At 61.9% G+C, this 24540-nt stretch carries 21 protein-coding genes, 1 tRNA gene and 1 pseudogene; 13 read left to right on the forward strand and 10 right to left on the reverse strand.

Annotated elements, in window-relative coordinates:
- Positions 1-153: 153 nt before the first annotated feature.
- The 3 genes and pseudogenes from DCO57_RS20840 to mnmA all read right to left on the reverse strand — a co-directional run.
- Positions 154-2001, reverse strand: coding sequence for a site-specific integrase (locus tag DCO57_RS20840; RefSeq protein WP_165814799.1), 1848 nt, complete (start codon positions 1999-2001; stop codon positions 154-156).
- Positions 2002-2102: 101 nt separating this feature from the next.
- A tRNA-Met gene (locus tag DCO57_RS20845) sits at positions 2103-2179 on the reverse strand.
- A 100-nt stretch (positions 2180-2279) separates the two neighbouring features.
- Positions 2280-3472, reverse strand: a pseudogene (gene mnmA / locus DCO57_RS20850) (tRNA 2-thiouridine(34) synthase MnmA); the annotation flags it as partial.
- A 352-nt stretch (positions 3473-3824) separates the two neighbouring features.
- Here mnmA and DCO57_RS20855 point away from each other — a divergent pair.
- The 9 genes from DCO57_RS20855 to flhA all read left to right on the forward strand — a co-directional run bounded on the left by DCO57_RS20855 (position 3825) and on the right by flhA (position 15274).
- Positions 3825-5735, forward strand: a complete 1911-nt coding sequence (locus DCO57_RS20855) for a flagellar hook-length control protein FliK (RefSeq protein WP_165814800.1) — start codon at positions 3825-3827, stop codon at positions 5733-5735.
- 32 nt (positions 5736-5767) lie between these two features.
- Positions 5768-6427, forward strand: coding sequence for a flagellar hook capping FlgD N-terminal domain-containing protein (locus DCO57_RS20860; protein WP_116700856.1), 660 nt, complete (start codon positions 5768-5770; stop codon positions 6425-6427).
- An 831-nt stretch (positions 6428-7258) separates the two neighbouring features.
- Positions 7259-7534, forward strand: coding sequence for a DUF1153 domain-containing protein (locus tag DCO57_RS20865; RefSeq protein WP_068412649.1), 276 nt, complete (start codon positions 7259-7261; stop codon positions 7532-7534).
- 303 nt (positions 7535-7837) lie between these two features.
- Positions 7838-9457 (forward strand): flagellar basal-body MS-ring/collar protein FliF, encoded by a 1620-nt coding sequence (gene fliF, locus DCO57_RS20870; protein WP_116700885.1) that lies wholly within the window; start codon positions 7838-7840, stop codon positions 9455-9457.
- A 3-nt stretch (positions 9458-9460) separates the two neighbouring features.
- Positions 9461-10507 carry a flagellar motor switch protein FliG gene (gene fliG, locus DCO57_RS20875; protein WP_116700857.1) on the forward strand — a complete coding sequence of 349 codons (1047 nt, stop codon included), beginning with the start codon at positions 9461-9463 and terminating at the stop codon, positions 10505-10507.
- A gap of 29 nt (positions 10508-10536) precedes the next feature.
- Complete coding sequence (locus DCO57_RS20880) at positions 10537-11238, forward strand: FliH/SctL family protein (protein WP_208978072.1); 702 nt, start codon at positions 10537-10539, stop codon at positions 11236-11238.
- A complete protein-coding gene (gene fliN / locus DCO57_RS20885; RefSeq protein WP_116700859.1) occupies positions 11235-11570 on the forward strand; it encodes a flagellar motor switch protein FliN in 336 nt (111 codons plus the stop codon). Before DCO57_RS20880 ends, fliN begins: the two co-directional genes overlap by 4 nt.
- Before the next feature lie 12 nt (positions 11571-11582).
- Positions 11583-12935, forward strand: a complete 1353-nt coding sequence (locus DCO57_RS20890; protein WP_116700860.1) for a sigma-54 dependent transcriptional regulator — start codon at positions 11583-11585, stop codon at positions 12933-12935.
- Positions 12936-13099: 164 nt separating this feature from the next.
- Positions 13100-15274, forward strand: coding sequence for a flagellar biosynthesis protein FlhA (flhA, locus tag DCO57_RS20895; RefSeq protein WP_116700861.1), 2175 nt, complete (start codon positions 13100-13102; stop codon positions 15272-15274).
- 29 nt (positions 15275-15303) lie between these two features.
- Here the strand turns inward: flhA and DCO57_RS20900 are convergent, their stop codons facing one another.
- Positions 15304-15579, reverse strand: a complete 276-nt coding sequence (locus tag DCO57_RS20900) for a flagellar biosynthesis protein (protein ID WP_116700862.1) — start codon at positions 15577-15579, stop codon at positions 15304-15306.
- A gap of 223 nt (positions 15580-15802) precedes the next feature.
- Here DCO57_RS20900 and DCO57_RS20905 point away from each other — a divergent pair, with 223 nt between their 5' ends.
- Positions 15803-16414 (forward strand): GNAT family N-acetyltransferase, encoded by a 612-nt coding sequence (locus DCO57_RS20905; RefSeq protein WP_116700863.1) that lies wholly within the window; start codon positions 15803-15805, stop codon positions 16412-16414.
- A gap of 14 nt (positions 16415-16428) precedes the next feature.
- On the opposite strand, the gene mtnA is transcribed toward DCO57_RS20905, so the two are convergent.
- Complete coding sequence (gene mtnA / locus DCO57_RS20910; protein WP_116700864.1) at positions 16429-17535, reverse strand: S-methyl-5-thioribose-1-phosphate isomerase; 1107 nt, start codon at positions 17533-17535, stop codon at positions 16429-16431.
- Positions 17536-17765: 230 nt separating this feature from the next.
- On the opposite strand from mtnA, the gene DCO57_RS20915 reads away from it, so the two are divergent.
- Entirely contained in the window at positions 17766-18347 is a 582-nt protein-coding gene (locus tag DCO57_RS20915) for a hypothetical protein (RefSeq protein ID WP_116700865.1), read from the forward strand.
- 129 nt (positions 18348-18476) lie between these two features.
- On the opposite strand, the gene DCO57_RS20920 is transcribed toward DCO57_RS20915, so the two are convergent.
- Together DCO57_RS20920 and DCO57_RS24110 are read right to left on the reverse strand one after the other, a co-directional pair.
- Positions 18477-19406, reverse strand: a complete 930-nt coding sequence (locus DCO57_RS20920; RefSeq protein WP_116700866.1) for a metallophosphoesterase — start codon at positions 19404-19406, stop codon at positions 18477-18479.
- 238 nt (positions 19407-19644) lie between these two features.
- Positions 19645-19767, reverse strand: a complete 123-nt coding sequence (locus DCO57_RS24110; protein WP_279629142.1) for a hypothetical protein — start codon at positions 19765-19767, stop codon at positions 19645-19647.
- Between the two features lie 177 nt (positions 19768-19944).
- Here DCO57_RS24110 and DCO57_RS20925 point away from each other — a divergent pair, with 177 nt between their 5' ends.
- Positions 19945-20430 (forward strand): NUDIX domain-containing protein, encoded by a 486-nt coding sequence (locus DCO57_RS20925; protein ID WP_116700867.1) that lies wholly within the window; start codon positions 19945-19947, stop codon positions 20428-20430.
- Positions 20431-20473: 43 nt separating this feature from the next.
- On the opposite strand, the gene DCO57_RS20930 is transcribed toward DCO57_RS20925, so the two are convergent.
- Together DCO57_RS20930 and DCO57_RS23365 are read right to left on the reverse strand one after the other, a co-directional pair.
- On the reverse strand, positions 20474-21448 hold the full coding sequence (locus DCO57_RS20930; protein ID WP_116700868.1) for a glutathione S-transferase family protein: 975 nt from the start codon (positions 21446-21448) through the stop codon (positions 20474-20476).
- On the reverse strand, positions 21432-21866 hold the full coding sequence (locus tag DCO57_RS23365) for a hypothetical protein (RefSeq protein ID WP_133192721.1): 435 nt from the start codon (positions 21864-21866) through the stop codon (positions 21432-21434). Before DCO57_RS23365 ends, DCO57_RS20930 begins: the two co-directional genes overlap by 17 nt.
- A 45-nt stretch (positions 21867-21911) precedes the next feature.
- Here DCO57_RS23365 and DCO57_RS20935 point away from each other — a divergent pair, with 45 nt between their 5' ends.
- The gene (locus tag DCO57_RS20935) at positions 21912-22427 is read left to right on the forward strand and encodes an N-acetyltransferase (protein ID WP_116700869.1); all 516 of its coding nucleotides are present in this window, start codon (positions 21912-21914) and stop codon (positions 22425-22427) included.
- Positions 22428-22463: 36 nt separating this feature from the next.
- Here DCO57_RS20935 and DCO57_RS20940 read toward each other — a convergent pair whose 3' ends face one another.
- Entirely contained in the window at positions 22464-24539 is a 2076-nt protein-coding gene (locus tag DCO57_RS20940; protein ID WP_116700870.1) for a hypothetical protein, read from the reverse strand.
- Between the last annotated feature and the right edge of the window lies 1 nt (position 24540).

Below are 24540 nucleotides of genomic sequence, written 5' to 3' on the forward strand. Positions count from 1 at the left end.
AACTAGTATTGTCCTTAGGAGTTTAGTCCGAAATCAAGGAGCTGATGCGAATAACGTTGTCAGAGAATTGGCTAGAAAAATCAATGATAGTCAGATCGGTCAGTATCTATACAGATGGCGTGTTGGTCACTTTCTAATTGAGCTGGGTAAGGATCAATGTTCCGCTTGATAAAGGCTCCTTAAATCTAAACTCGGATATTTGACTTTTTGAATTTCCTCGTACAGTTGTCTGACTTTATACCCTTTGCCATATCGTCCATCCATCGCATTTTGCTCAGTCCATCCATTGATGGCTACCCGGAATTCTTGAGGCACACCAGCTTCGCGAAGAGCATCGTTGAAATTGCTTCTGAAGCTGTGAAAGACTTTTTTTCTCGGAACCAAAATGTCGAGTGACGTAAGGAAGGTTTTGAACCTCTTCGAGAACATTGTTGATGGCTTGTCGGCTAACCCTTGTGAAGCCTCAGGGAACAAACGTCCCTTGTCTTGTTTGTCTGCCCAGTCGATGAAGCCAAACCTAATAAGCTCCGGGTGAAGCGGGATGTCTCGTTCTGAGTTCTTGTTTTTCAACCTCTTCACAAAAGTGTCCGGTTCGTAATCAATTTCTTCAGTGTCATTGACAGAAACGTACCAAATCCGGTCAGCTTGCCGAAGATCACCTTTCTCTAGCTGAAGGATCTCGTTCATCCTCATGCCAGTCCATAGCGCGAGCAATGGTGCCCAGTAGCGGTGGCGTTTGATGATGTGGGGCCCGGAGCGGGTTGCTCCATGTTCGTCGTTTAGGCATCCAGTGTATAGCGGAGCGGAGAAAATTCGTTGAAGTTCTTCCGTGCTGAAGGGTTGGTAGCCGTCATTTGAATTGGAGTATTTGGCTGCTCGCTTCGGTCCGACGATCTCGACATTTGAGGCCGGATTGCGATCTATCCACTCTTGGCGAACGGCATGATCAAACGCTTTCTGGAGAATTGCCAGGTTTTTTCTACCTTCAGAAACACGGTTTGGCTTGTTGCCATTTATAGCTTCGTACGCTTCTACGGCTTGTCGCAGTTTCTTGCTTTTGTAGTGTTGCGAAACGTGGGGGGGGATATGCACAAATAGATCTGCTAACTGTTGGCATTGGTCTCTCGCGACGTTTGTTAGCAAAGTCGCATTACCCAGCTCTTCCTCCAACACGCGGAAAACAATGTTGTGTTGTGAAAGTCGGGAGCTGCCGACTTCTTTTTCCCTGCGTGCACGATAACTGCGAACGAGATCGCCGATAGTTTTTCTACTTCGATTGAGTGGTTGCTCCAACTCAAAACCAGGCTTTAGGGCGCTTGCGAAGAAGCTGTCGGATAGAGAGGGGTGCTGGCCGTTTTCCATGGCCTCAACAACCCTTCGCGCGCGCTCTACATCGGCGCGAACGATAAGTTTGCACAGTCGTTGAAACCGCTGATTTGAAATCACTTCTGTCGGATATCTTTTCCCGTTTTCCGTAAGGATGGCTTCCTTCCCCAGATATCCATGTTTCACGAGTAGATTTAGACAGGTCCAATGTTTTGATTTTTGGGACCCATCAACAAGACCTATGTCGACACCTTTCTGAACATTCAATGCGTCTCCCAAATCGTGCTGAGCATCGCTAAGCAGGTCGTTGAAGCGTGGGTCATTATCATCCAACAAATATCCCCCTTCGCTTTCCGCATCGCGTTCACGTCGGTGGAAATAGACAAGCGCCAGTTGATCGACTTCGTGGTCCATCAGTGAAAAATTGCACCCGGGTTCATCGACTATATGTAGCGCTGGGCTTTGAGCTCGTTGGGCTTCTTTTCGGTAGCGCTTTATCTCTGTATCTGTCTCGACTGCAAAGAGGTGCGCTCGCTCGACTGCATCGCTCCAACTAAGAGAGCCCAACCGTTCGACCCAAGCTGTTTTTCCAACGTATTTTTGAATGTCTTGCGGGACAGGGCGGCGAAGTTTCCGGCCCTTTGTATCCTTGGTCAAATAGCGTGGTTTAGACATGTCCGACATGCCTCAAGTGTACCACGAATGTGTACCACTTTGCCAAACAGAAGTGTTGCAAGACAGTATCTTGCAGGTAAATCAAAGGCTTTTGAGGTGGGTGGTAGCGGAGGAGGGACTTGAACCCCCGACACGCGGATTATGATTCCGCTGCTCTAACCAGCTGAGCTACTCCGCCATCCTGCGGTGCGGGCCGTAAGGCCCTCGCGATGTGGGGTGCTTATAGTGAGGCTGCGGGCGGGCGTCAAGCGGGGAATTGATGCCTGCCCGGTTTGTCTTGCCGTTGCCTTCAGGCGGCGGAAACCGGGCTTTCCGCCTGTGGAAAATCGATCGCCCAGGTGCCGGTGCGTTCGGTCTTGTGGATCCAGCCGCCGCCCAGGACGCGGGCGGTTTCGTCGTCATTGTCGAAGAAGACGCAGGCCTGGCCGGGAGCGACGCCGGTTTCGCCGTTGGCCAGGTCCACAAAGGCCTTGCCGTTCAGCATCCGCAGGGTTGCCGGTGTGGGCGGGCGGGTGGAGCGGACCTTGGCGAAGATCTCGATCTCATCGCCCTCGTCGAGCGGCTGGTCGCCGATCCAGTTGAGCTCGCGCAGGAGAATGGTGCGGGTCGCCAGGGCGTCCCTCGGGCCGACGACCACGCGGCGGGTTTCCGGGTCGAGGCGCACCACGTAAAGCGGCTCGCCGGTGGCGACGCCGATGCCGCGGCGCTGACCGATGGTGAAATGGATGATGCCCTCATGGGCGCCCAGCACCCGCCCGTCCATATGGACGATGTCGCCGGGCTCGGCCGCATTGGGGCGCAGCTTGCGGATGACGGCGGCGTAGTCGCCGTCGGGCACGAAGCAGATGTCCTGGCTGTCCGGCTTGTTCGCCACCGAAAGGCCGAATTCGGCGGCCAGTTCGCGCACCTTCGCCTTCGGCATGCCGCCAAGGGGGAAGCGGACGAAATCCAGCTGTTCCTGGGTGGTGGCGAAGAGGAAGTAGCTCTGGTCCCGGTCGAGATCGGCGGGGCGGTACAGCGCGCGCCTGTTGCCTGCCTGGGCGGAGCGGACATAGTGGCCGGTGGCCAGGGCGTCGGCGCCCAGATCCCGGGCGGTCTTGAGGAGATCGGTGAACTTGACCGTCTGGTTGCAGGAGACACAGGGGATCGGGGTTTCGCCGGCGATATAGCTGTCGGCGAAACGGTCCATCACCTGTTCCTTGAAGCGGCTTTCGTAGTCGAGCACATAATGGGGGATGCCGATGGTTTCCGCGGCGCGGCGCGCATCGTGGATGTCGACGCCGGCGCAACAGGACTTCGCCTTGCTGACGGCCGCGCCGTGATCGTAAAGCTGCAGCGTGACGCCGATGACGTCATATCCCTGCGCCTTCATCAGCGCGGCAACGACAGAACTGTCGACGCCGCCGGACATGGCGACCACGACCCGCGTGTCTTCCGGGCGGCCGGGAAGGTCCAGACTGTTTCGCATCAATTGCACTTCCAGAAAGTTTCGTGTCCTGACCGGCAGGGCGGCATGAACCGCGTTTCCTGCCCTTGCGCCGTCAAGATGCGGCGCGTGGTCCGATCTCCAGGTTGGCGGCACTATACAGATAAGCCGTGCCGCTGCCAATTCCATGGTCCGCATGGCAGGCACGCATTGCCGCATGGGCAAAGCTTGCCGCCCGGTGCGTGGCGCTTTCGCGCGGCAGGGCGAAAATTTCCCAACGAAAACAGATCGATGGATGGGCTGGCCAAACTGGCCCGGTGCTTGCTTTCCCTTTCGCAGACGAGATGTGTCCGCGAGGCGGGCGAAAGGATCGGGGGCGCGGGTGCTGCCATTTGGATTGACTACGGATGTTTCCGCCGGGGCGCTGGCTGCCGGAAACGGTGCCTTGCAGGGCGCCGGTCAGAAGCAGGGGCCCAACGGCAAGGCACCGGCCGGTGCCGGTTTCGCGGTCGAGCTCGGCGCGAGCGAAGCCGGGCAGGGAGCGAATGCTTCCGGGACTCCACCGCGCGATGGTGCCCGGAGCGACGGGCCGGTGCGCGGAGCCGCGGCAGGGATCAGGGTCAGCCTCGATGCGCCGCTGGTCGACGATGTGCCGCAAGGTCCGGCCGGTCCGGCGATGAGCGGCGCACCACTGCCGGAAGGCGGGGAGGGCGCCGAGCCCGTTGCGGCCGACGACACTGGCGAGCCGGCAGAAGATATCCTTTCCGAAGACGGCCTGGTCGCAGCGCTCGTGCTGCCCGTGGCGGAGCCTGCCCCGGCGGTGCCTGCCGCAGTGGTACCTCAAGTGTCTGTGGACGGGCTTGCCGGTGCGGGTGCCGGTGTCCGGGAGGCGGACCGGGGCGGACGTTTGCCGCTTCAGGGCGGCGAAGGCGCCGGCGGGCGCATGCCCGGGGGCGCGCTGCCGGGGCAGGGTGTTTCCGGACTGCCGGAAGGGCTTCCCAAGAGGGATGCCGGGACGGCGGGCGGTGCCGGGCAGGTGCCGGCAACAGGAGCGGGCATGACGGGCACTTCCGGGGAGATGCCGGACGTCACCGCTTCGGGTAGCCAGGCCGCCGGGCCGGCGGAACGCAGATGGCAAAGCGAATTGCCCAGGGAACTCAGGGCGCAGACGGCGCCCCTGCCGCAGGCTTCCGCAGTTTCTCCTCAGGCGCAGGGTGCGGCCGGTGGGCTCATGGATGCCCTGGCATCCCTTCCGGCGGGTGAGGCGGAAACAGACCTGCAGGCAAAGCCATCCGGTCCGCAGAACGGGCCGGTTGCCGCGCAGCAGACAGGCACGCCGGCCATTGATGTCGCTCAGGCCGACGGAAACGCCGATGTGGCCGCGCAGGGACGGCAGGCCGGTAGCACCACTGAGGCCGCTGCCGAGCCGGAGGAGCCCGTAAATGCCCAGGTTCGGGCCGGAGCGGTGTCGCCTGCCCAATCCGGGGCGGATACCACCAGGACACTCCGTCCGGACGGGGCTGGTATGAGTCAGTCTCTTTCAGGGGATGCGGCTGACGCCGACGGGAAGCCGATGGCTCCGGATGCGCCGGCAATCACTGACAGGAGCGCCGAGCGCACCACTGCCGGTCCTGCCGGAGCGGAGGATACCCTGCGGCCCCAGGCGCGGCTGGCGGAGGGAGGCGCTGCGGCTCAGGCTGCTGCCGGACCTGCTCCGGCCGCGGCCATGATGACGGGCGATGAGGCGGATCTGGCCGGCAGTGGCGCCGACCTGAGTCTGACCGGAGAGGCGGGCGCGACGAGCGTGCGCGGCGGCGAGCTTACCGGAGCGATGCGCACGGAGAGCCTGCAGGCGCCGAACCAGAGCCAGTCCGCCCATGTGGCCACCCAGGTGGCTGCGGAAATCGCCCGCAATCTCAAGAACGGCCAGACCCGTTTCCAGATGCGCTTCGATCCGCCGGAGCTCGGCCGCGTCGAGGTCAACATGAAGGTCTCGTCCGACGGCGCCGTGCATGCGCATCTGATCGTCGAGCGTCCCGAAACGCTGGACATGTTCCTGCGCGATCAGCGCGGCCTCGAAAAGGCCCTGGAAGCCGCCGGTCTCAACCCGGGATCGGACAATCTGCAGTTTTCCCTGAAACAGGACGGCGGGCGCGAGTTCGGCTCCGGTGACAGCCGTCCGGACCAGGGGGCGGGAAGCGGCCGGGAACAGGCAGAAGGGGGACCTGCGGAGGTCGACCCCATGTTGGAAGAAATTGTCCGGATGACGCTCGCGCAGCAGCGCGGCGGACTGGATATGAAGGTCTGAAACAGGACGGAGATCCGTCCTTGGAGTGAAGCATGACAACGGTTACCTCGGCATCATCGTCCCTCGCCCAGACGCAAAGCGCCTCCAGTCAGGAAGGGCTGATGGCCAGCTACGACCTGTTCCTGAGCATCCTGACGACGCAGATCCAGAACCAGGACCCGCTCGACCCGATGGATTCGGCCGAATACACCAGTCAGCTGGTGCAATATTCGAACGTGGAACAGGGAATCCAGCAGAACAAGAACCTCGAGAGCATCATCGCCACGCTGCAAAGCAATCAAAGCATGAGCTATGTCAGCTATATCGGCAATGAAGTGTCCGCGGATGCCTCCAGCACCCTGCTGTCGGGCAGCGAGGCCAGCTGGAACTACGACATCAAGGAAGATGCGACAGGAACTTTCGCCATCTATGACACCGCCGGGACGGTCGTCTACAGCGGCGATATTGAACTTGATGCCGGGTCGGGGACCTTCATCTGGGACGGGCGCACCGACGCCGGCACGGATGCTGCCGACGGCATCTACTCCATCGCCTTCAGCATGCAGGACGCCTCCAGCCGCGCGGAGCCCGTGACGACCGCCATCAAGGGCGTCGTTGACAGCGTCGACTGGTCGAGCGGCGAACCGATCCTGAAAGTCAACGGAAGCAACATTCCCGTAAGCTCGGTGACTTCGGTTTCCAGGCCGAGTTAGGTTCCTTTCAGGATACGCGCACCGGGACCGGTGGGACGGCATGTCCTGTTGGGCGTTGGTGCTCCCGATGCCGCCGCGGTTCCGTCACGGCTCTTCCTTCCTGCGCATGACCGGTTCCGGGACGGCCCCGGTGCCGGTTGGTTGCCAGCGCAGGAGCCTGACCGGGGTCAGGAACGGGCGGACAATGACGCCTGCCCCGGGATACCCCGGCGTTTTTCACACGATATCCATATGCAGCGGTGCGAGACGGTCCGCCGGCGGCTTCTGTCCTGCGGACCCGCAAGGGCCGGCCATGGTGTCGTCGGGCCGCGCTTGAGGTCTGGCGTCTGTGCGGGAGGCCGTAGCGTGCATCGGCCGTGTGATGTCACGTCGCTGTGGGGCCGCAGACGCAGGGTCTGTCGGCGGCTGTAGGCGCGGATCGGCCCGGCGGCGGCTCAACAGCCGTCCGAAAGCCGGTCCGGCAGCTTTTTTCCGTTCTTTTTCATATATTTTTATCTGCGGGGTTTCCGCCGTTCCACCGTGTTTGCGGGCCGAAATGCGCTTCGCGACAGGGTGCCGGTGTTCATCAAATCGCTCGAGAATGAGGATCCGGCCTCTCGCTTCCTGCGCAAGTACTTCGAATTGCGTCGCAAAATGCACGTGGGGCACTTAAGGTTAACGAATTCATATATTGGTGTTAAACAATTGAATGATTTTCTTTGCCAATTCCTAATTATCATTCATTAAATTTAGCTTTTATAGTTAATAAAAATACAATTTTGCTTTAGGCGTTTGTTAAGCGTCGACCTGTAGTCTGAAGTCTACATTGGTCATGGTTAGTGTGAGAGTACAATGACCGAACAGATTCGTTCGCGTGTTAAATATGTTATCGGGCCTGACGGCAGTCCGCTTACCATTGCAGACTTGCCGCCAACATCCACCAAGCGATGGGTCATCCGTCGCAAGGCGGAGGTGGTCGCTGCCGTTCGAGGGGGGCTTCTGTCCCTTGAGGAGGCCTGCCAAAGATACACTCTGACGGTGGAGGAATTCCTCTCCTGGCAGAGTTCGATCGAAAAGCACGGTCTGGCCGGTTTGAGGGCGACCCGGGTTCAGCAATACCGGAACTGATCCCGGCGAACAAACGAACGGCGCACAGGATGCGCCGGAAAGGGTCGGCCATGCCGGCCTTTTTTATTTCGCCCGTCGCGGGAAACTTATCCAAACATTAATGAGGTGGGCAGTTTTTCCCCACCTCAATTGCGTTTTGCAGTATGAGAAAGCGCGGAAACCTGCCGATCCATCCCCGGCTGTAAGGTTTTGTTAACCAGTTGTTAACCACCCGGGCGGCAAATTTTGCCCATCGAAGGTGTGGCATGTCTGACCGACTCCAACAATAACGGCAGAACATGCTTCAGATGCGGGCGGGCATTCGTGAACGGACTGGTTGAATTCATCAAAACTTTGGGCGCGGCACGTATTGCCGCGATGGGCGCTGTCGCTGCGATCCTGATCGGGGTGTTCGCGTTCATCATTCTGCGCGTCACCGCACCGCAGATGACGACCCTCTACAACGAATTGACGCTGGAGGATTCCGCGGCGGTTCTCTCCCAGCTGGAATCCCAGGGGGTCCAGTTCGAGTTGAAACGCGAGGGAGCGACCATTCTGGTGCCCCGGGAACAGGTTGCCCGGCTGCGCATGCAGCTCGCTGCGGAAGGTCTGCCGACCGGCGGGTCCATCGGTTACGAGATCTTCGACAAGACCGATACCCTGGGCGCGACGAGCTTCGTTCAGAACATCAATCATCTCCGCGCCATGGAAGGCGAACTGTCGCGCACCATCGGGACGCTGGATCGTATCCGCTCGGCGCGGGTCCATCTGGTCATTCCGGAGCGCGAGCTGTTCCAGCGGGATCGTCGCCCACCCTCCGCTTCCATTGTCCTGAATGTTCGCGGGTCCCTCGGCCCGGGTGAAATCCGCGCCGTTCAGCATCTGGTGGCCACCGCCGTCGAGGGGCTGGAGCCGGACCGGGTCTCGATCATCGACGAAAGCGGCCGCCTGCTGGCCTCCGGCGCGGGCACGGATGAGGATGGTCTGGTGTCCGCATCGCTGCAGGAGCGGACCGTGGCCGTGGAAAGCCGGCTGCGCAACCAGATCGAGGAGATCCTGAATTCCGTCGTCGGCCCCGGCCGGGCCCGGGTTCGGGTGAATGCGGATATCGACTACAACCGGCTCACGGAAACCACGGAGACATTCGATCCGGACGGGCAGGTGGTGCGCTCGACACAGTCCAAGGAAGAGGCATCCTCCGCCGTCAGCCGGAACGGTCAGGTAACGGTCGGCAACCAGTTGCCGAATGCCGAGCAGGGCGGCGAGCAGGGCGGCGACAGGGATACGACCAACCTGATCGAGGAGGTCGTCAATTACGAGATCTCTCGTTCCACCCGTACGGAGATCATCGAGGCCGGTCAGGTGGAGCGCCTGAGCGTGGCCGTGCTGGTCGACGGGACCTATGAGCCCAATGAGGACGGCGATGTGGTCTATGCGCCGCGCGACCAGGAAACGCTCGACAGGATTGCAGTCCTGGTGCGCTCTGCCGTGGGCTTCAACGAGGGGCGCGGAGATGTGGTGGAAGTCGTCAACCTGCAATTCGCGCTGCCGCCGCAGGATGATCTGCTGTCCGAGGGCGACGGCCTGTTCGAATTCACGCGGGACGACATCGTCCGCTTCGCGGAACTCGGGGTCCTTTCCCTGATCGCGATCCTGCTGCTGCTCTTCGTTGTCCGTCCGCTGCTGCGCCGCATTGTTACGCCGGAGGAAAAGCAGCCCCAGGAGCTGATGATCGGGCCGGACGGAACCCTGGTGATCGAAACGGAAGTTCCCAAGGAAGAGAATCCGGAAGACGAATTCGTGATCGAATGGCTTGAGCAGGCAAAGCAGGAAGGTGCGATGCAGGCGAGCTCGATCACCAAGGTTGGTGAAATGATCAAGGACCATCCGACGGAAGCGGTGACGATCGTCCGCGGCTGGCTGGATCAACAGGCGGCGGCTTAAACGGTGAACGATCTACTTCAAAAACAGCTGCAGGTCAGCGCGGACGAAGAGGAGCGCGAACTCAAGGGCGCCGAGCGTGCTGCCGTCCTGTTGCTCGCGCTCGGCGAAGCCCACGGAGCCCCGATCTGGGAAAAGCTCGATGAAATCGAGGTGCGGCAGGTTTCCGCCGCCATGGCGAACCTCGGGCCGGTGACGCCGAACATGCTTGAAAACCTGTTCAAGGATTTCGTCCGCCGGGTGAGTTCCACCGGCGCATTGACCGGTAATGTCGATGCGACCGAGCGTCTTCTGGCCAGTTTCCTGCCCGGAGACAAGGTTTCCGTCATCATGGAGGAAATCCGCGGCCCTGCAGGACGCAACATGTGGGAAAAGCTCTCGAACGTGCAGGAAAACGTTCTGGCCAACTACCTCAAGAACGAATACCCGCAAACGGTCGCGGTGGTGCTGTCGAAGATCAATTCCGATCATGCGGCAAGGGTGCTCGGGATCCTGCCGGAGGAACTGGCGCTCGAAGTTGTCAGCCGCATGCTGCGTATGGATGCGGTCCAGAAGGAAGTTCTGGAGAAGGTCGAGCAGACACTGCGTGTGGAGTTCATGTCCAATCTGACCAACACGTCGCGCCGCGACAGTCACGAGATGATGGCCGAGATCTTCAACAATTTCGACAGGCAGACGGAAGCCCGCTTCCTGGCGGCCCTGGAAGAGGACAACCGCGAGGCGGCGGACCGCATCAAGACACTGATGTTCACCTTCGACGACCTGATGAAGCTGGATGCGGCAAGCGCGCAGACCCTGTTGCGGCACGTGGAAAAGGATCAGCTGGCGATCGCGCTCAAGGGATCGACCGATGCGGCCAGGGAATTCTTCTTCGGCAACATGTCCTCGCGCGCGGCGAAGCTCCTGCAGGACGATATGGAGGCGCTCGGACCGGTCCGGCTGCGCGACGTGGACGATGCGCAGACAGGCATGGTGAACAAGGCGAAGGATCTCGCCGCGAAAGGCGAAATCATGATCTCCAAATCCAAGAGCGACGATGAAATCATCTACTGATGCGTCATCCGGCAGGTAGCGAAAACAGAATGCGCAGCATGACCAACCCGTCGAAATTCCTGTTCAACATCGACTTCGCCGAACCGGAGGAGCCGGAGGTGGTTGTGCAGCCCGAACCGGAGATTCCGATGATCACGGTCGCCGAGCACGAGAAGCTGCTTGCCAAGGCGCGGGCCAAGGCGCTCGAGGAAGGGCGGGTAAAGGCGCTTGCCGATCTTCAGACGAAGCAGGAAACGCTGCTGACGGCGGAGGTCGGGCAGCTGGTGGGGGCCGTGGGCGAGGTGCTGCAGTCCCTGGACGATCAGCAGGCCGCCCGCGAGCAGGAAGCCGTCAGCCTTGCATTTCTTGTGGCTAGACGCCTTTGCGCCCACCTGATTGCCCGTCAGCCGCTGGCGGAAACCGTGGCATTGGTGTCAGAATGCCTGGGGCCGCTGCGCAAGGCGCCGCATCTGGTGATCCGTATCGCGGAAAAGGATGTCGAGGCTCTGAAGGCCCAGGTGGACCCGATCATTCACGAAAAGGGATTCGAGGGTCGGCTTGTGATCCTCGGCGAACCGGATATCAGCCGCGGTGACTGCCATATCGAATGGGCCGATGGTGGTATCCGGCGCGACCGGAAAGCGCTTGAAGGTGAGATCGACACGAGCATTCGGGCCTATCTGCGGGCACGCGCCGCAGCCAAGCAGGGGCAGCCCTCCGGCCCGACGGCGGAAAAGGATACTGGCGTATGAGTGACGAACAAGACACCAACATACAGCTTGACGAACTCGAGGTTCCCCAGCGCGAGGCCACCGATGCCGAGATCCAGGTGCCGCAGTCTGCCGCCGATCTGGAAGCGGTCTTCGATGTTCCCGTGCGCATCTCGGCGGTTCTCGGACATTCGAAAATGCATGTCTCGGAGCTTCTGAAACTGGCCTCCGGAACGGTTCTCGAACTGGACCGGAAAGTCGGTGAAGCCATTGATATTTATGTGAACGACCGGCTGGTTGCCCGTGGAGAGGTTGTCCTTGTCGAGGACAAGCTCGGCGTGACCATGACGGAAATCATCAAGACGGATCGATAGGAAAGATAGCCGATGCGCCTGTTAATTGTCGGGACCCTGGGAGGCCAGCTGACGACCGCGTCCAAGATGGCGATGCAGGGCGGTGCGCAGGTAACGCATGCAGATGACATCGAAGGAGCCATGAAGGTTCTTCGCTCCGGACGCGGGGCGGATCTTCTGCTGGTCGAGGTTCACCTGGACATCGCCGGGCTGATCGCCAAGCTTCAGAACGAACGGGTTCATGTTCCGGTGGTGGCCTGTGGCGTTGAAACGGACGCCCAGGCGGCCGTCTCGGCGATCCGTGCCGGCGCAAAGGAATATATTCCCCTGCCCCCGGATCCGGAGATGATTGCCGCCGTTCTGGCAGCGGTCGCCCAGGAACGTGGCGACCTGATCTACCGGGACGAGGCCATGGCAACGGTGGTCAAGCTCGCCGAGCAGGTGGCGCCCTCCGAGGCTTCCGTTCTGATTACCGGCGAATCGGGAACCGGCAAGGAAGTCATCGCGCGTCACGTGCACAAGTGTTCGAACCGGGCCTCCCGGCCATTCATATCGATCAATTGCGCGGCGATCCCCGAGCATCTGCTGGAATCGGAGCTGTTCGGCCATGAGAAGGGCGCCTTCACCGGCGCGGTTGCCCGCAGGATCGGCAAGTTCGAGGAAGCCGACGGCGGCACGCTGCTGCTGGATGAAATTTCCGAAATGGACGTCCGCCTTCAGGCCAAGCTGCTGCGTGCCATCCAGGAACGGGTGATCGACCGGGTGGGCGGAACGCGGCCGGTGCCGGTCAATATCCGCATTCTGGCGACCTCCAACCGGGACCTTGCGGAAAGCGTGCGTCAGGGCCTGTTCCGCGAAGACCTTCTGTTCCGACTGAATGTGGTGAACCTGAAGCTGCCGCCCCTGCGCGAGCGCCCGGCGGATATCATGGAACTGGCGCAATTCTTCATCAATCACTATTCCGAGACGAACGGCGTGCCGGTGCGCTCGCTTGCGGCGGATGCCCGACACGCCCTGATGACCAATCTCTGGCCCGGGAACGTGCGCGAACTGGAAAACACGATGCATCGGGCGGTGCTTCTGGCATCGGGCGAGGAAATCGGCGTGGAGGCGATCCGCATGCCGGACGGCTCTCCGCTGTCGGTCGCCCGGGGGCCAGCCGAACGGGCGGCACAGACGGCGGAAGCCGTCAGCCGCTCCTTTGTCGGGCGGACGGTGGCGGATGTGGAACGCGACCTCATCCTCGACACCCTCGACCATTGTCTGGGAAACCGGACCCATGCGGCAAAAATTCTGGGTATTTCCATCCGGACCCTGCGCAACAAGCTGAATCAATATACTGATGAAGGGATCAGGGTTCCCGGTCCCGGCGAAGCGCGGGCCTGAGGGAAGACAACGGATTTGGCCGCGGCCATGAACTGACCATGAACACCCGGGAGCATCCTGTCTTCGCATAGTCGCGCAGGCGATGCCCCGGCAGTCTAGGACCGATCGGTTTTCCGCTTTCCCGCAGAAGGGACCGCGGGCCGATCCAGGAAGTGAAGCAGGGAATGTCGGACACGGCAGCAGGCGAACAGGGCGGGGCGAGCGGCCCTCCGGCAGAGCAGCAGGCGGCAGTCCAGCCGGCTGCGGCCGCTGGCGGCCTGCCGAGCATCCGTGAGCTGATCGACACCATGCGCACCGGGGATGTGGGGCTTGCCACCGGCATTCTGGTGATCCTCACCCTTCTGATCCTGCCCATGCCGCCGGTGATGCTGGACATGTTCCTGGCGGTGTCGATCATCTTCTCGGTCATGGTCCTGATGACCGGCCTGTTCATCCAGCGACCGCTGGAATTCTCGTCGTTTCCGACCGTCCTGCTGATCGCCACCATGTTGCGGCTGGGACTGAACATCGCCTCCACGCGCCTGATCCTGGCGAACGGCCACGAGGGGACGGCGGCGGCGGGCAACGTCATCCAGTCCTTCGGCAATCTTGTCATGGGCGGGAATTTCGTCATCGGGATCATCGTGTTCGCGATCCTGGTGATCGTGAACTTCGTCGTCATCACCAAGGGTTCGGGCCGTATCGCCGAAGTGGCCGCGCGCTTCACGCTCGACGCGATGCCCGGCAAGCAGATGGCGATCGACGCGGATCTGTCCGCCGGACTGATCGACGAGACGGAAGCCAAGTCCCGCCGCAAGGTGCTGGAAGACGAAAGTTCCTTCTTCGGCGCCATGGACGGTGCCTCGAAATTCGTGCGCGGCGATGCCATCGCGGGCCTGTTGATCACCTTCATCAACATTCTCGGCGGCATCTTCATCGGTGTCGCACAGATGGAGCTGACCTTCTCGGAGGCGGCCAACAACTACACACTGCTGACCATCGGTGACGGTCTTGTGTCGCAGATTCCGGCACTGATCGTCTCCACAGCCGCCGGCCTGCTCGTGTCCAAGGCCGGCGTGCATGGCGCGGCCGACAAGGCGCTGACCAGCCAGTTCACGGGCTATCCCAAGGCGCTGGGCATGTCGGCGATGGTGATGGTCATCCTGGCCTTGCTGCCGGGCATGCCGATGGTCCCGTTTCTCGGACTCGCCGGTCTGGCGGGGTATCTGGCCTATCAGGTCGGGGCAAAGAAAAAACGCGAGGCGACGAAGGTCGCGCAGAAGAAGGCCGTCGACGATGCGCCCAAGCCGGTGCCGGAGCCGCCGATTACCGACGCGCTCAAGATGGACGAACTGCGGATCGAACTGGGATATGCGCTGCTGCCGCTGATCAATGGCAAGGCGCAGGGAGAAGCCGACATATTGACCGAGCAGATCAAGGCGCTGCGCCGCCAGATCGCCGGTGACATGGGGGTCATCATGCCGCCCGTGCGCATTCTCGACAATATTCAGCTCGGCGCCAACGACTATGTCATCAAGGTCAAGGAAGTGGAGGCTGGCCGCGGCATTCTCTATCCGAACCATTATATGGTGATGGATCCGGCCGGCGGTCAGGTGAAACTGCCCGGCACGCATACGACGGAACCGACCTTCGGCCTGCCCGCGACCTGGGTGGAAGCCCAGTACCGCGAGGATGCGTCCCTGCGCGGCTACACGGTGGTCGATCCGGCGACGGTGCTGTCCACGCATCTGACGGAAACGATCAAGGCCAACATCAGTGAACTCCTGACTTATGGCGACGTCCAGAAGCTCCTGAAGGAACTGCGCGGAGAGCAGGCCAAGCTGGTCGAGGATCTTGTTCCCTCGCAGATCACCGTCTCCGGTGTCCAGCGGGTCCTGCAGGCGCTGCTCAACGAACGGATTTCCATTCGCGACCTGGGCACGATCCTGGAAGGGGTGTCGGAGGCAACCGGCATGAGCCGCAACACCGACACCATCGCGGAACACGTGCGTTCGCGGCTCGGGCGGCAGATCTGCGCGGCCAATCTCGCGCCGGGCGGTTACCTGCCTTTGATCGCCCTGTCACCGCAGTGGGAACAGGCGTTTCTTGAATCGATTGTCGGCGAAGGCGACGACCGTCAGCTTGCCATGCAGCCGAGCAAGCTGCAGGAATTCGTTGGCAAGGTAAGGGATGCTTTCGAGGAAGCGGCACAGATGGGCGAGGTTCCCGTTCTGCTGACCTCGCCGCTGACTCGGCCGTTCGTGCGGTCGATCGTCGAACGCTTCCGCGCCCATACGACCATCATGAGTCAGGCGGAAGTCCATCCGCGCATCAAGCTGAAGACGATCGGGTCCATCTGACGGTTCGGTTTGGTTCGGGAGAAGCCGGTTCAGATCACGACATTGATGCGGGACATGACCGCGGTCGGGCTGGCGTAGCCACTCTGGGTGCCCATGTTCTGAATCAGGAAGGCGGTGTTCGCCTGGGAGGCCTGGGTGCCTATGGTGCTGAAGGTGCTTGCAATGCTTCGCAGCTGCTGCATTTTCTCGGCGGCAGCCGCGCGCCGCGAACCCCAGGACTTGTTGTAGTCCGACCAGGTCGAGGTTTTTTGCGAACTGTAGGTCTTGTGATAGTCCCGCTGGACATAATTTCCGACTGTTGCCATCAATGCATCTTTCCTGGATACGCAAAGACCCTCCCACAACAGCGTTAATGACGCGTTAACCGCTTGCAATACGCAAACCTGCGCGCAGCACTGGAAACAAACGCAATCGCGTCCGGTTCCATGTCCGCGCGGGCGGCTGACACTGGCAATCCTCCCTCACTGTGCTGCGGTGATATCGGCTGGTATAAGCGCGAAAACACCGCTCAGTGCCGATGGAGACAAGATGCCGGAACAGACACTCAACATGGATGGATTCACGGATGTTCCCGACGGGAAGATCGCCGTCGTGGTGACGCATCTCGAAATGCTGAAGGCGCCCGATGCGCCGCTGGCGCCCGCAAGGGACGATCTCACGCTGGAACGGTGGGCATCCACGGATGTGGAGGCCTATCGCAGGCTTTTCCGGGAGGTGGGGGCGGACTGGATCTGGTTCGGCCGGCTGGTGCTCGACGATGACACCCTGGAAAGGAAGCTTGCCGAACCGGCGCGCGAGAATTTCCTCCCCCTGCGCGAGGGGGCGCCGGTGGGGACGCTGGAACTCAACTACGCGATCCCGGAAGAGCCGGAGATTTCCTATTTCGGTCTGAAACCGGAGGCGATCGGCTCGGGAACGGGCCGCTGGCTGATGGCCCGGGCCGTCGAGATGGCCTGGGCGCGTCCTCAGACCCGGCGGCTCTGGCTGCATACCTGCACCGCCGACAGTCCCCAGGCACTCGGGTTCTACATGTCCTGCGGTTTCAGGCCCTGCAAGAGGTCGATCGAAATCGCCGACGACCCGCGCCTCATGGGGATTTATCCCAGAAGCAATGCACCGCATGTGCCGGTCATCGGCTGAGACCTGCAGCCGCTTCAGGCACTGGCCTTCACCCGTTCGGGAAAGGCCTTGGCAATGGCCTGCCGGTTGGCGGCTAGCACGCCGCGTTCCGTGATCAGGCCGGTTACCAGACGGGCGGGGGTGACGTCGAAAGCGGGATTGCCGACCGGCGATCCCTCCGCGACGACGCTGATCGTCTCGATGCTGCCCGCGTCGGTTCGTCCGGTCATGCGGCTGACTTCCGCGCCGCTGCGCTCCTCGATGGGAATGTCCCGCACGCCGTCGGACAGGGAAAAGTCGATGGTCGGCGAGGGGAGGGCGACATAGAAGGGGACGTCGCAGTCGCGGGCGGCCAGGGCCTTGAGATAGGTTCCGATCTTGTTGCAGACATCGCCCGTCGCCGTCGTACGGTCGGTGCCGACGATGACGATGTCCACCTCGCCATGCTGCATGAGATGTCCGCCGGCATTGTCGGCGATCACCGTGTGCGGCACGCCGTGATGTCCGAGTTCCCAGGCAGTCAGGAAGGCGCCCTGGTTGCGCGGGCGGGTTTCGTCGACCCACACATGGACCGGAATGCCGCCCTCGTGACACATGTAGACCGGCGCCGTTGCCGTGCCCCAGTCGACGGCCGCCAGCCAGCCGGCGTTGCAATGGGTGAGAATGTTGACCGGTTCGCCCTCGCGCTTGGTCCGGGCGATGTCGGCGATCAGCTCCATGCCGTGCATGCCGATGGCCATGTTGTTGGCGATGTCTTCGTCGCAGATGCCGGCGGCGAGGGCGAAGGCGGCTTCCGCTCGGCTTTCCGGCGCAACCCGAATGAGCGACTTGCGTGCACGATCCAGCGCCCAATGCAGGTTGACGGCGGTCGGGCGGGTCTCCAGCAGGGCCGAACAGGCGGCGTGAAGCGCGGCGTCGGACGGGTCGGCGCGCATGGCCAGGGCGACACCATAGGCGGCGGTCGCCCCGATCAGGGGAGCGCCGCGCACCTGCATAACGCGAATCGCATGGGCCGCGTCTTCCATCGTGCGGAGTTTCGCGATTTCGAATGCATAGGGAAATTTCGTCTGGTCGATAATTTCGACAGATTCACCGTCCGGGGCGAGCCAGATGGTGCGATATTTTTTTCCGTCGACGTTCATGGCGAAACTCCCGGAATTCTGCGAATTGTCTCTGCATAACCCATGAATAGGGCGCAGGCCAGCGCGGCGCCGCTGGTCTCAGAGTTAAAAATCTCCTAATCTCGATTAACCATGTTTGGATCAATGCCGGTGGATAGCCGCAGGGGAAGGGCCGCAAGCCTGTTTTCCCGCCTTGAGAGTCGGTTAGGACTCTAGGCACCAGCGGCAAAAAGAACGGAGTCAGGCGCCTCATGTCTGAAATGCAGGATAACGTCGTCCCCCATACGCGCATGCGATCCTTGCGCGATGCGATCCGCAAGGTTCAGCTCGGCGAAGTCGAGCGCTCGGACGTGGTGGTGGAGCTGCAGGAAACCGAACGGGCTCGGCTGGATATGCTGGCCGACGAGCTCAAGGACGTGTTCAGGGAGATCCCTGACGACGACGACCAGTTCTCGCTGCAGATCATTTCCGGCTCCACGCCGCGCCTGTGGATCGATGCCACCAGCCATGTGGCTGTCGGCGGTGACCGGCGCACCTACCGGTTTCTGAAGGACACGCGCCTCGGGCGCGTCGTCATTCTGGAAACGGCGAATATCGACGACATGGCCGATTGCCTGACCGAATATATCGCCGAACGGGTGCTGGAGCGGGAAAAGGCGCTGGAGGGCGACTGGCTCAACAACCGGCTGCGCCAGGTCGCGCTGGATTCGAAGGTGGTTCGGGTCAGCGAAAGCCGCACGCCCTGGCTGGCCGTGGCCGGGGCTTTCGGCATCGGCATCGCCGCCGGTGTCGTCGGTCTTGTCGCCTTTGCCTGGTTCGCCAACCCGCTGTGAGGCCGTGCCGCCCCGTCGTGAGGCGGCATGGCGCCTGTGTCCTGCCGCGCAGGGCTGACGTCGCCCGCCTCCGCTTACGTCCGGATTATTCTTCTGCCATGAGGGAGTGCAGACGCCTGATGTATGAAATCAGGTTCTTGCGGGAATGGTGACCGTGCGTTGCTCCAGCAGGGCGACGGGCCTGTCCGGTTCGGAAAAACCGTGCTCTTCCATCCGGCAGGTCCAGCCCGAAGCCGCCTTTTCGATCTTGAACAGATTGTAGCGGGCGGCCGGTTTGCGACCTCCGGGCGCGCTGGTCGCCGAGGGGACGCCGACAACCGCAACCGGGCCGTTGGGACCGTCGATACTGTCGAAGCTGGGGATATGGGTGTGACCGTGCAGGATCAGCTCGGCGCCGGCCTGCTTGACGACTGCCCGCACCCGGGAGGCATCCGACAGCCGCTTGTGCCAGCGGGTGGCGTTCCTGAACGGCGGGTGGTGCAGCATCACCACGCGGAACAGCTTCTCTTCGCCAAGGTCCGCCAGTATTTTCCTGAGGCGCTTGCTCTGGCTGCTGCCGACCCTGCCCGTCGCGAACCAGGGAGCGCTGGCGCGCCCCGTGGTGACACCGATGAGGGCGATGCCGTCGCGCTTGCGCACATAGGGGAAGGAGGCTTCGGGCCTGCCGCTTTCGGACGGGGTGTCCCGGGCGCCGTCGCCGGACATATAGGGCCACCAGGCGCTGCGCGCCTTGCGGACGGCTCCGGGAACATAGGCGTCGTGATTGCCCGGCACGACGGACACGTCTTGAGGCTCGCCGACGTCCTCCAGCCAGGTTCGCGCACCGGAGATTTCCAGGGGAAGGGCGATATTCACCAGATCGCCCGTGACGGCGATGTGGTCCGGCGCCTGGACCTTCATGTCCTCGACAAGCTGGTCGAGATAGTTTCCACCCATGATTTTCGAGCGGTTGCGGTGCCAGTTCAGGTAACCGAGCAACCGTTTGGAAAACAGCTGCAGAAGCTTCGGGTCAGGCAGGGGCCCCAGATGGGGATCGGAAAGATGCGCGAGCTTGAACATGGGGGCGCATCTTCAAAGCAAAGGGCGCCGCGTCAAGGGAAATAACGCGGCGCCCTGAATATTCGGGAAATTATCTTATCGCTCAGGCAGAGGTTCTGGACGCTTTGCCCCGACGCTTCGCGGACTTGCCCGTTCCGGAAGCAGACCCGGCAACAGTCCGGGTGGTCTCGCGCAAGGTGGCGCCTACAACATTGACGAAGCCGAACATCTCTTCTCTCCGTTGGTGCTCCGACCGAACCTAGTAGTTGGTCGGGAAGGTTGCGAGGGCAGCGGCAATCCGCGGATTGCTGAGATCGATAGCCGGTTTCCACTGGTAGTGGCTGCGGCGGATGCGGCGTTTGCCGAACAGGGCGTTGAACATCGGGTTTTTCCTTCAGGGGCAGGCCATCGTTGTGAGTGCCCGCGAATTCATCAAGTTGCACATTACATATGCAGTCATTGATCAAATGAGGAGCGTTATTCTTATGGGTCTGCCCTGCAGGGAATGCATGGGTTAATTAAGTTTTACTTCATCATTCGGCACTGTACTTTTCTCCGGATGTTGAGACTCCTGTCATTTCTGCCGAAGCGGTGGACGACACGGCTGATCCAGGGTGTCGGCCTCGTCCGCAATCCCTATACGCTGGGCGTCAGGGTGATCGTCGAGGACGAACGCAAGCGGGTCCTGCTGGTCCGGCACAGTTATGTCACGGGATGGTATCTGCCAGGGGGAGGCGTCGAGCCGGGAGAAACGCTGGAGAACGCTGCCTGCCGGGAAGTTCTCGAGGAAACCGGCATCGCTGCCGCCGGGCGACCGCTCCTGCTGAACGTCTATCTGAACAAGGACGCCACGGGCCGCGATCATGTCGGTCTGTTTCATCTCGCGGACTGGACGGAAACCGACAGCTTCCTGAAGCCGGGGGCCGAAATTCTGGAGGCGGGGTTTTTCGTACCGGAGCACCTGCCGGAAGGGACCACGCCGGCAACCGCCCGCCGCCTGGAGGAATTCCGGAGCGGTGTCTACCCGGCGGACGGCAACTGGTGAGCCGCCGCCCCGTATCCTGACCGCCGCCGCGTGACGCCCGGGTTCAGGCCGCCGCTTTCAGGCGGTTCCTGTCGTGGGGTCTCAGAAAATCGAGGACCGGTCCGGCCGGAACGATGCGATACGGATTGATGCTTTCCTGGGAGCCGTAATAATGCTGCTTGATCGTCGCCATATCCACCGTCTCGGCAATGCCGGGTACCTGGTAGAGCTCGCGCAGATAGTTCGACAGGGCGGGATAGTCCTCGATGCGGCGGATGTTGCATTTGAAGTGGGTGGCATAGACCGCGTCGAAACGCACGAGCGTCGTGAACAGGCGCCAGTCGGCTTCCGTGATGCGGCCGCCGGCAAGATAGCGCTGCCGGGAGAGCCGTTCCTCCAGGGCCTCCAGTGTTTCGAACACGGCAAACACCGCTTCCTCGTAGGCTTCCTGGGTGGTGGCGAAGCCTGACTTGTACACCCCGTTGTTGACCGTGTGATAGACACGTTCGTTGATCGCATCGATCTCCTCGCGCAGTTCCTCGGGGTAGAAGTCCAGTGTCGAGCCGGTGAGGCCGTCGAAAGCGGTGTTGAACATCCGGATGATCTCGGAAGATTCGTTGCTGACGATCGTGTTTTCCCGCTTGTCCCAGAGGATCGGGACCGTGGCGCGGCCGGTATAGTGCGGATCCGCCTTCACATAGATGTGCCAGGCATAATTCGCACCGGTGAGCGGGTCGGGCTCTGCGAACTCCCAGCCGTTTTCCAGCATCAGCGGCTGAACGGCCGACATGGAGACGAGATCTTCCAGGCCCTTCAGCCTGCGGAATATCATGGTGCGATGTGCCCAGGGGCAGGCGTAGGAGACAAAGAGGTGATACCGGTCCGGCTCGGCCCTGAAGCCGGCGGAACCGCTGGGACCGGCACTGCCGTCGGCGGTGATCCAGTTCCGGAAGGAAGACTCCTTGCGCACAAAGCGTCCGCCCGTTGAACTGGTGTCGTACCATTGGTCCTTCCAGACCCCGTCAATCAATAAGCCCATATCGTGCTCCCGGAACCGGCCCGGTGTCAGGGGCGATCCCCTCAAACCGGTCCGGTCGATTTCGAGTTGCGGAAATTTTCGAAAGTCGCTCGACCGCCGAAAGGTTTTCCTTCGATACCGCACTACGTCGTGCGCGTGTCGTGAAATTCAATCGGCTGAATGGTTTGTTCGCAAACAGTGAACAGTCCCGGAGCGCAAAAAGCGCTGGACCTGATATGGGATTGCGTGGTAACCGCTTGGCCTCATACGAAGGAAATGCCGGGGGTCTTTCAAAGGTTCCCGCGCGATCATTGAAGACTGGGAAAAATGACCGCAGGTCTGACACTCCGACGACGAACCAGCCGACGAGAATTTTCTCGTCCGCACCGTCGCGGCTGACCTGATCCCGGAACCCCCTGAGACGTTTCATCTGGGCCATCGGCAGGCGCGCCTTTCCTGAAGACTGCCTGCTGGGTACAGACACATGAAACAGAACGCCTGGGTTATCCGGCCCGAAGACGCATCCGACGCCACCGAAATCGAAACCCTCCAGGCCGAAGCCTTCGGACCGGGACGCTTTGCCCGGACCGCTTTCCGTCTGAGGGAAAATATCCCGCATCGGCCGGACCTGTCCTTTGTCGGTGTCATGGGGCCGCAGGTGGCGGGCTCCATCCGGTTGACGCCGATCACCATCGGTGACATCGGGGCGCTGCTTCTCGGTCCTCTGACCGTCTCTCCCGATTTCAAGAACCGCGGCCTCGGCAAGGCGCTGATGCGCACGGCCATGGATGCGGCCTCTGTCGCCGGCGAAAAGGCGGTCCTGCTGGTGGGAGATGCGCCCTATTACAGCCCCTTCGGCTTTCAGCAAGTGCCTTTCGGTCGCATCACGCTGCCCGGTCCGGTCGATCCGGCCCGTCTGCTGATCGCCCTGCTGAACGGCAGCGAGATGCCTGAAGGCGCGGTGCATGGCGGCCTGAACATCTGTGAGGCCACACCCTAGTTTTCCTGCCAGTGGATACGCTCGGAGCGAGCCGCGCTACCGTCCCTCGCGGTACCAGGTCAGTGACAGGGCGCCGAGCAGAAGGGCAAGGCCCAGCAGGCCGATCATCAGGGGATAGCGGTCGACGCCATTGAGGACGCTGGCCTCCGTGGCCTTCAGTCCGATCCAGCCGTTGCCGGCATAGCTGGCAGAAGGGCGCATGGAGACGATGCGCGGCAAGTCGAGGTCCCCGCCGACATCCCGCAGGCGCCGGGAGGCGCCGCCGGTGGCTTCGCTGACCGGGGCCAGAACGTCGGTCGTGGACAGGACGTCGGTATATTCGCGCGGATTCTGGGGGCCGACATGAATGAGCGCATTCATTTCCCCGTCCGTGACGGAGAAAAGCCCCGTTTCGCTGACCGGCAGGGCGCCGCGCCACAGGCCGGGTTCCTGTTCGCTCATGGCGATGTCCCATTGCTCGCCGGAAGGCGAGACGACACTGACATCACCGACGGTTTCCCCAAGGGTCTGGCGTTCGATAACCAGTTCGGTTCCGCGAAGCGACACATTGAGCGCCTCTTCCTCCAGGTCCGGTTCCTGCATCAGCCAGTGGGCCAGACGGCGCAACAGCGGCACATGCGGCCCGCCACCCTCGAAGCCGCGCGCCCACAGCCAGACATGATCCGAAAGCAGCATGGCCACCCGGCCTTCCCCTTCCCGGTTCAGGACAAGCAGCGGCGTGTCGCCCGGTCCGGACATCAAGGCCTGTCCGGCATCGAGTTCGGTATCGACCGCCCGGAACCAGCGGCTCCAGGCCGGCGGATCCTGTTCCGCGCCGGGCAGTCCCCGGGTGACGGGGTGCCGTTTTCCAAGATCGGCCAGCGTGGCATGGAAGGGCTGTTCCAGAACCGTGCCCGTCGGCCGGGCCGGAAGGATGGGCGCGAGCGGGGTTCTGTAGAGACTTCCGCCTTCGGCGTAGTCCGGGCCGCCGGCCAGCAGAACGGCGCCGCCATTGCGCACATAGTTGGCGATATTGTCGAAATAGAGCATCGGCAGGACGCCGCGCCGCACATAGCGGTCGAAGATGATCAGGTCGAATTCGTCGATCTTGACGGAGAAGAGCTCGCGGGTCGGGAAGGCGATCAGCGAGAGCTGATTGATGGGCGTGCCGTCCTGCTTTTCGGGTGGACGCAGGATGGTGAAATGGACGAGGTCAACCGAGGCGTCGGACTTGAGCAGGTTGCGCCAGGTGCGTTCCCCCGCATGGGGAGACCCGGACACAAGCAGGACACGCAGGTTTTCCCGAATGCCGTCGATCGTGACCACGGCGCGGTTGTTGAGTGTGGTCAGTTCGTCGTCCAGGGGCTCGGCTTCGAATTCGAAGATATTGTCGCCGCCATGGGCGATCTCGACGGGAATGTCGATCTTCTCACCTGTGCGGGCGGTGCGCCGGGTGACGACATTGCCGTCGCGCTTGACGGTGACGCGCACGTCGTCGCCCGGCCCGGTTCCCTGGCCGTGATCGACCACAGTGAGACTGACCGTCTGCTCCGACCCCACGAGACCGAACCTCGGCGCCTTCTCGAGGACGATGCGCCGGTCGCGTTCATCGGATGTGCCTGTGATCAGGCCATGCACGGGAGCGTCGAAACCGAGTGCTCCGGCATTTTCCGGGATGTCGTGGATCTGGCCGTCGGTGACGACAATGACGCCGCCGACCCGCTCGGGAGGCACGTCCGCCAGGCCGTTCGACAGGGTGCGGAAGATTTCCGTCCCGTCTCCGGACCCGGAATTGCGGGCTTCAACGACGCGGGTCTCGAAACCCTCCAGCGCTTCGATGCGTTCCTGCAGGACTTGCGCGGCCTGCTCTGTGGTCGACTCGCGGTCGGCGAGGCGCTGGCTCTGGCTCTTGTCGACGACCAGAGCGACGACGCTGGTCAGGGGCGCGCGGTCCTCGCGCTCAACGGCCGGATTGGCCAGGGCCAGAAGCAGAAGGGCCATGGTCCCGGCCCGCAACACCCAGCCGCGCAGCCTGAGGAAACCCGTCACGGCTGCGACAACAAGCGCGACGGCAATGCCGGCATAGAGCGCCCACAGGGGCAGCAAGGGATCGAAGGAGAGGGTCCAGACCATC

The organism is Labrenzia sp. 011 (assembly GCF_003075075.1).
Lineage (GTDB): Bacteria > Pseudomonadota > Alphaproteobacteria > Rhizobiales > Stappiaceae > Roseibium.

Excerpts from the sequence above, each read along its gene's own strand:
- DCO57_RS20900 (WP_116700862.1), bottom strand. The coding sequence starts at position 15,579 with ATGGCAACAGTCGGAAATTATGTCCAGCGGGACTATCACAAGACCTAC.
- DCO57_RS20905 (WP_116700863.1), top strand. The coding sequence starts at position 15,803 with ATGCCGGAACAGACACTCAACATGGATGGATTCACGGATGTTCCCGAC.
- DCO57_RS20840 (WP_165814799.1), bottom strand. The coding sequence starts at position 2,001 with ATGTCTAAACCACGCTATTTGACCAAGGATACAAAGGGCCGGAAACTT.
- DCO57_RS20940 (WP_116700870.1), bottom strand. The coding sequence starts at position 24,539 with ATGGTCTGGACCCTCTCCTTCGATCCCTTGCTGCCCCTGTGGGCGCTC.
- DCO57_RS20925 (WP_116700867.1), top strand. The coding sequence starts at position 19,945 with ATGTTGAGACTCCTGTCATTTCTGCCGAAGCGGTGGACGACACGGCTG.
- DCO57_RS24110 (WP_279629142.1), bottom strand. The coding sequence starts at position 19,767 with ATGTTCAACGCCCTGTTCGGCAAACGCCGCATCCGCCGCAGCCACTAC.
- DCO57_RS20880 (WP_208978072.1), top strand. The coding sequence starts at position 10,537 with ATGCGCAGCATGACCAACCCGTCGAAATTCCTGTTCAACATCGACTTC.
- DCO57_RS23365 (WP_133192721.1), bottom strand. The coding sequence starts at position 21,866 with ATGGCCCAGATGAAACGTCTCAGGGGGTTCCGGGATCAGGTCAGCCGC.
- DCO57_RS20935 (WP_116700869.1), top strand. The coding sequence starts at position 21,912 with ATGAAACAGAACGCCTGGGTTATCCGGCCCGAAGACGCATCCGACGCC.
- mtnA (WP_116700864.1), bottom strand. The coding sequence starts at position 17,535 with ATGAACGTCGACGGAAAAAAATATCGCACCATCTGGCTCGCCCCGGAC.
- DCO57_RS20860 (WP_116700856.1), top strand. The coding sequence starts at position 5,768 with ATGACAACGGTTACCTCGGCATCATCGTCCCTCGCCCAGACGCAAAGC.
- fliN (WP_116700859.1), top strand. The coding sequence starts at position 11,235 with ATGAGTGACGAACAAGACACCAACATACAGCTTGACGAACTCGAGGTT.
- DCO57_RS20915 (WP_116700865.1), top strand. The coding sequence starts at position 17,766 with ATGTCTGAAATGCAGGATAACGTCGTCCCCCATACGCGCATGCGATCC.
- DCO57_RS20865 (WP_068412649.1), top strand. The coding sequence starts at position 7,259 with ATGACCGAACAGATTCGTTCGCGTGTTAAATATGTTATCGGGCCTGAC.
- DCO57_RS20920 (WP_116700866.1), bottom strand. The coding sequence starts at position 19,406 with ATGTTCAAGCTCGCGCATCTTTCCGATCCCCATCTGGGGCCCCTGCCT.
- DCO57_RS20890 (WP_116700860.1), top strand. The coding sequence starts at position 11,583 with ATGCGCCTGTTAATTGTCGGGACCCTGGGAGGCCAGCTGACGACCGCG.
- DCO57_RS20930 (WP_116700868.1), bottom strand. The coding sequence starts at position 21,448 with ATGGGCTTATTGATTGACGGGGTCTGGAAGGACCAATGGTACGACACC.
- flhA (WP_116700861.1), top strand. The coding sequence starts at position 13,100 with ATGTCGGACACGGCAGCAGGCGAACAGGGCGGGGCGAGCGGCCCTCCG.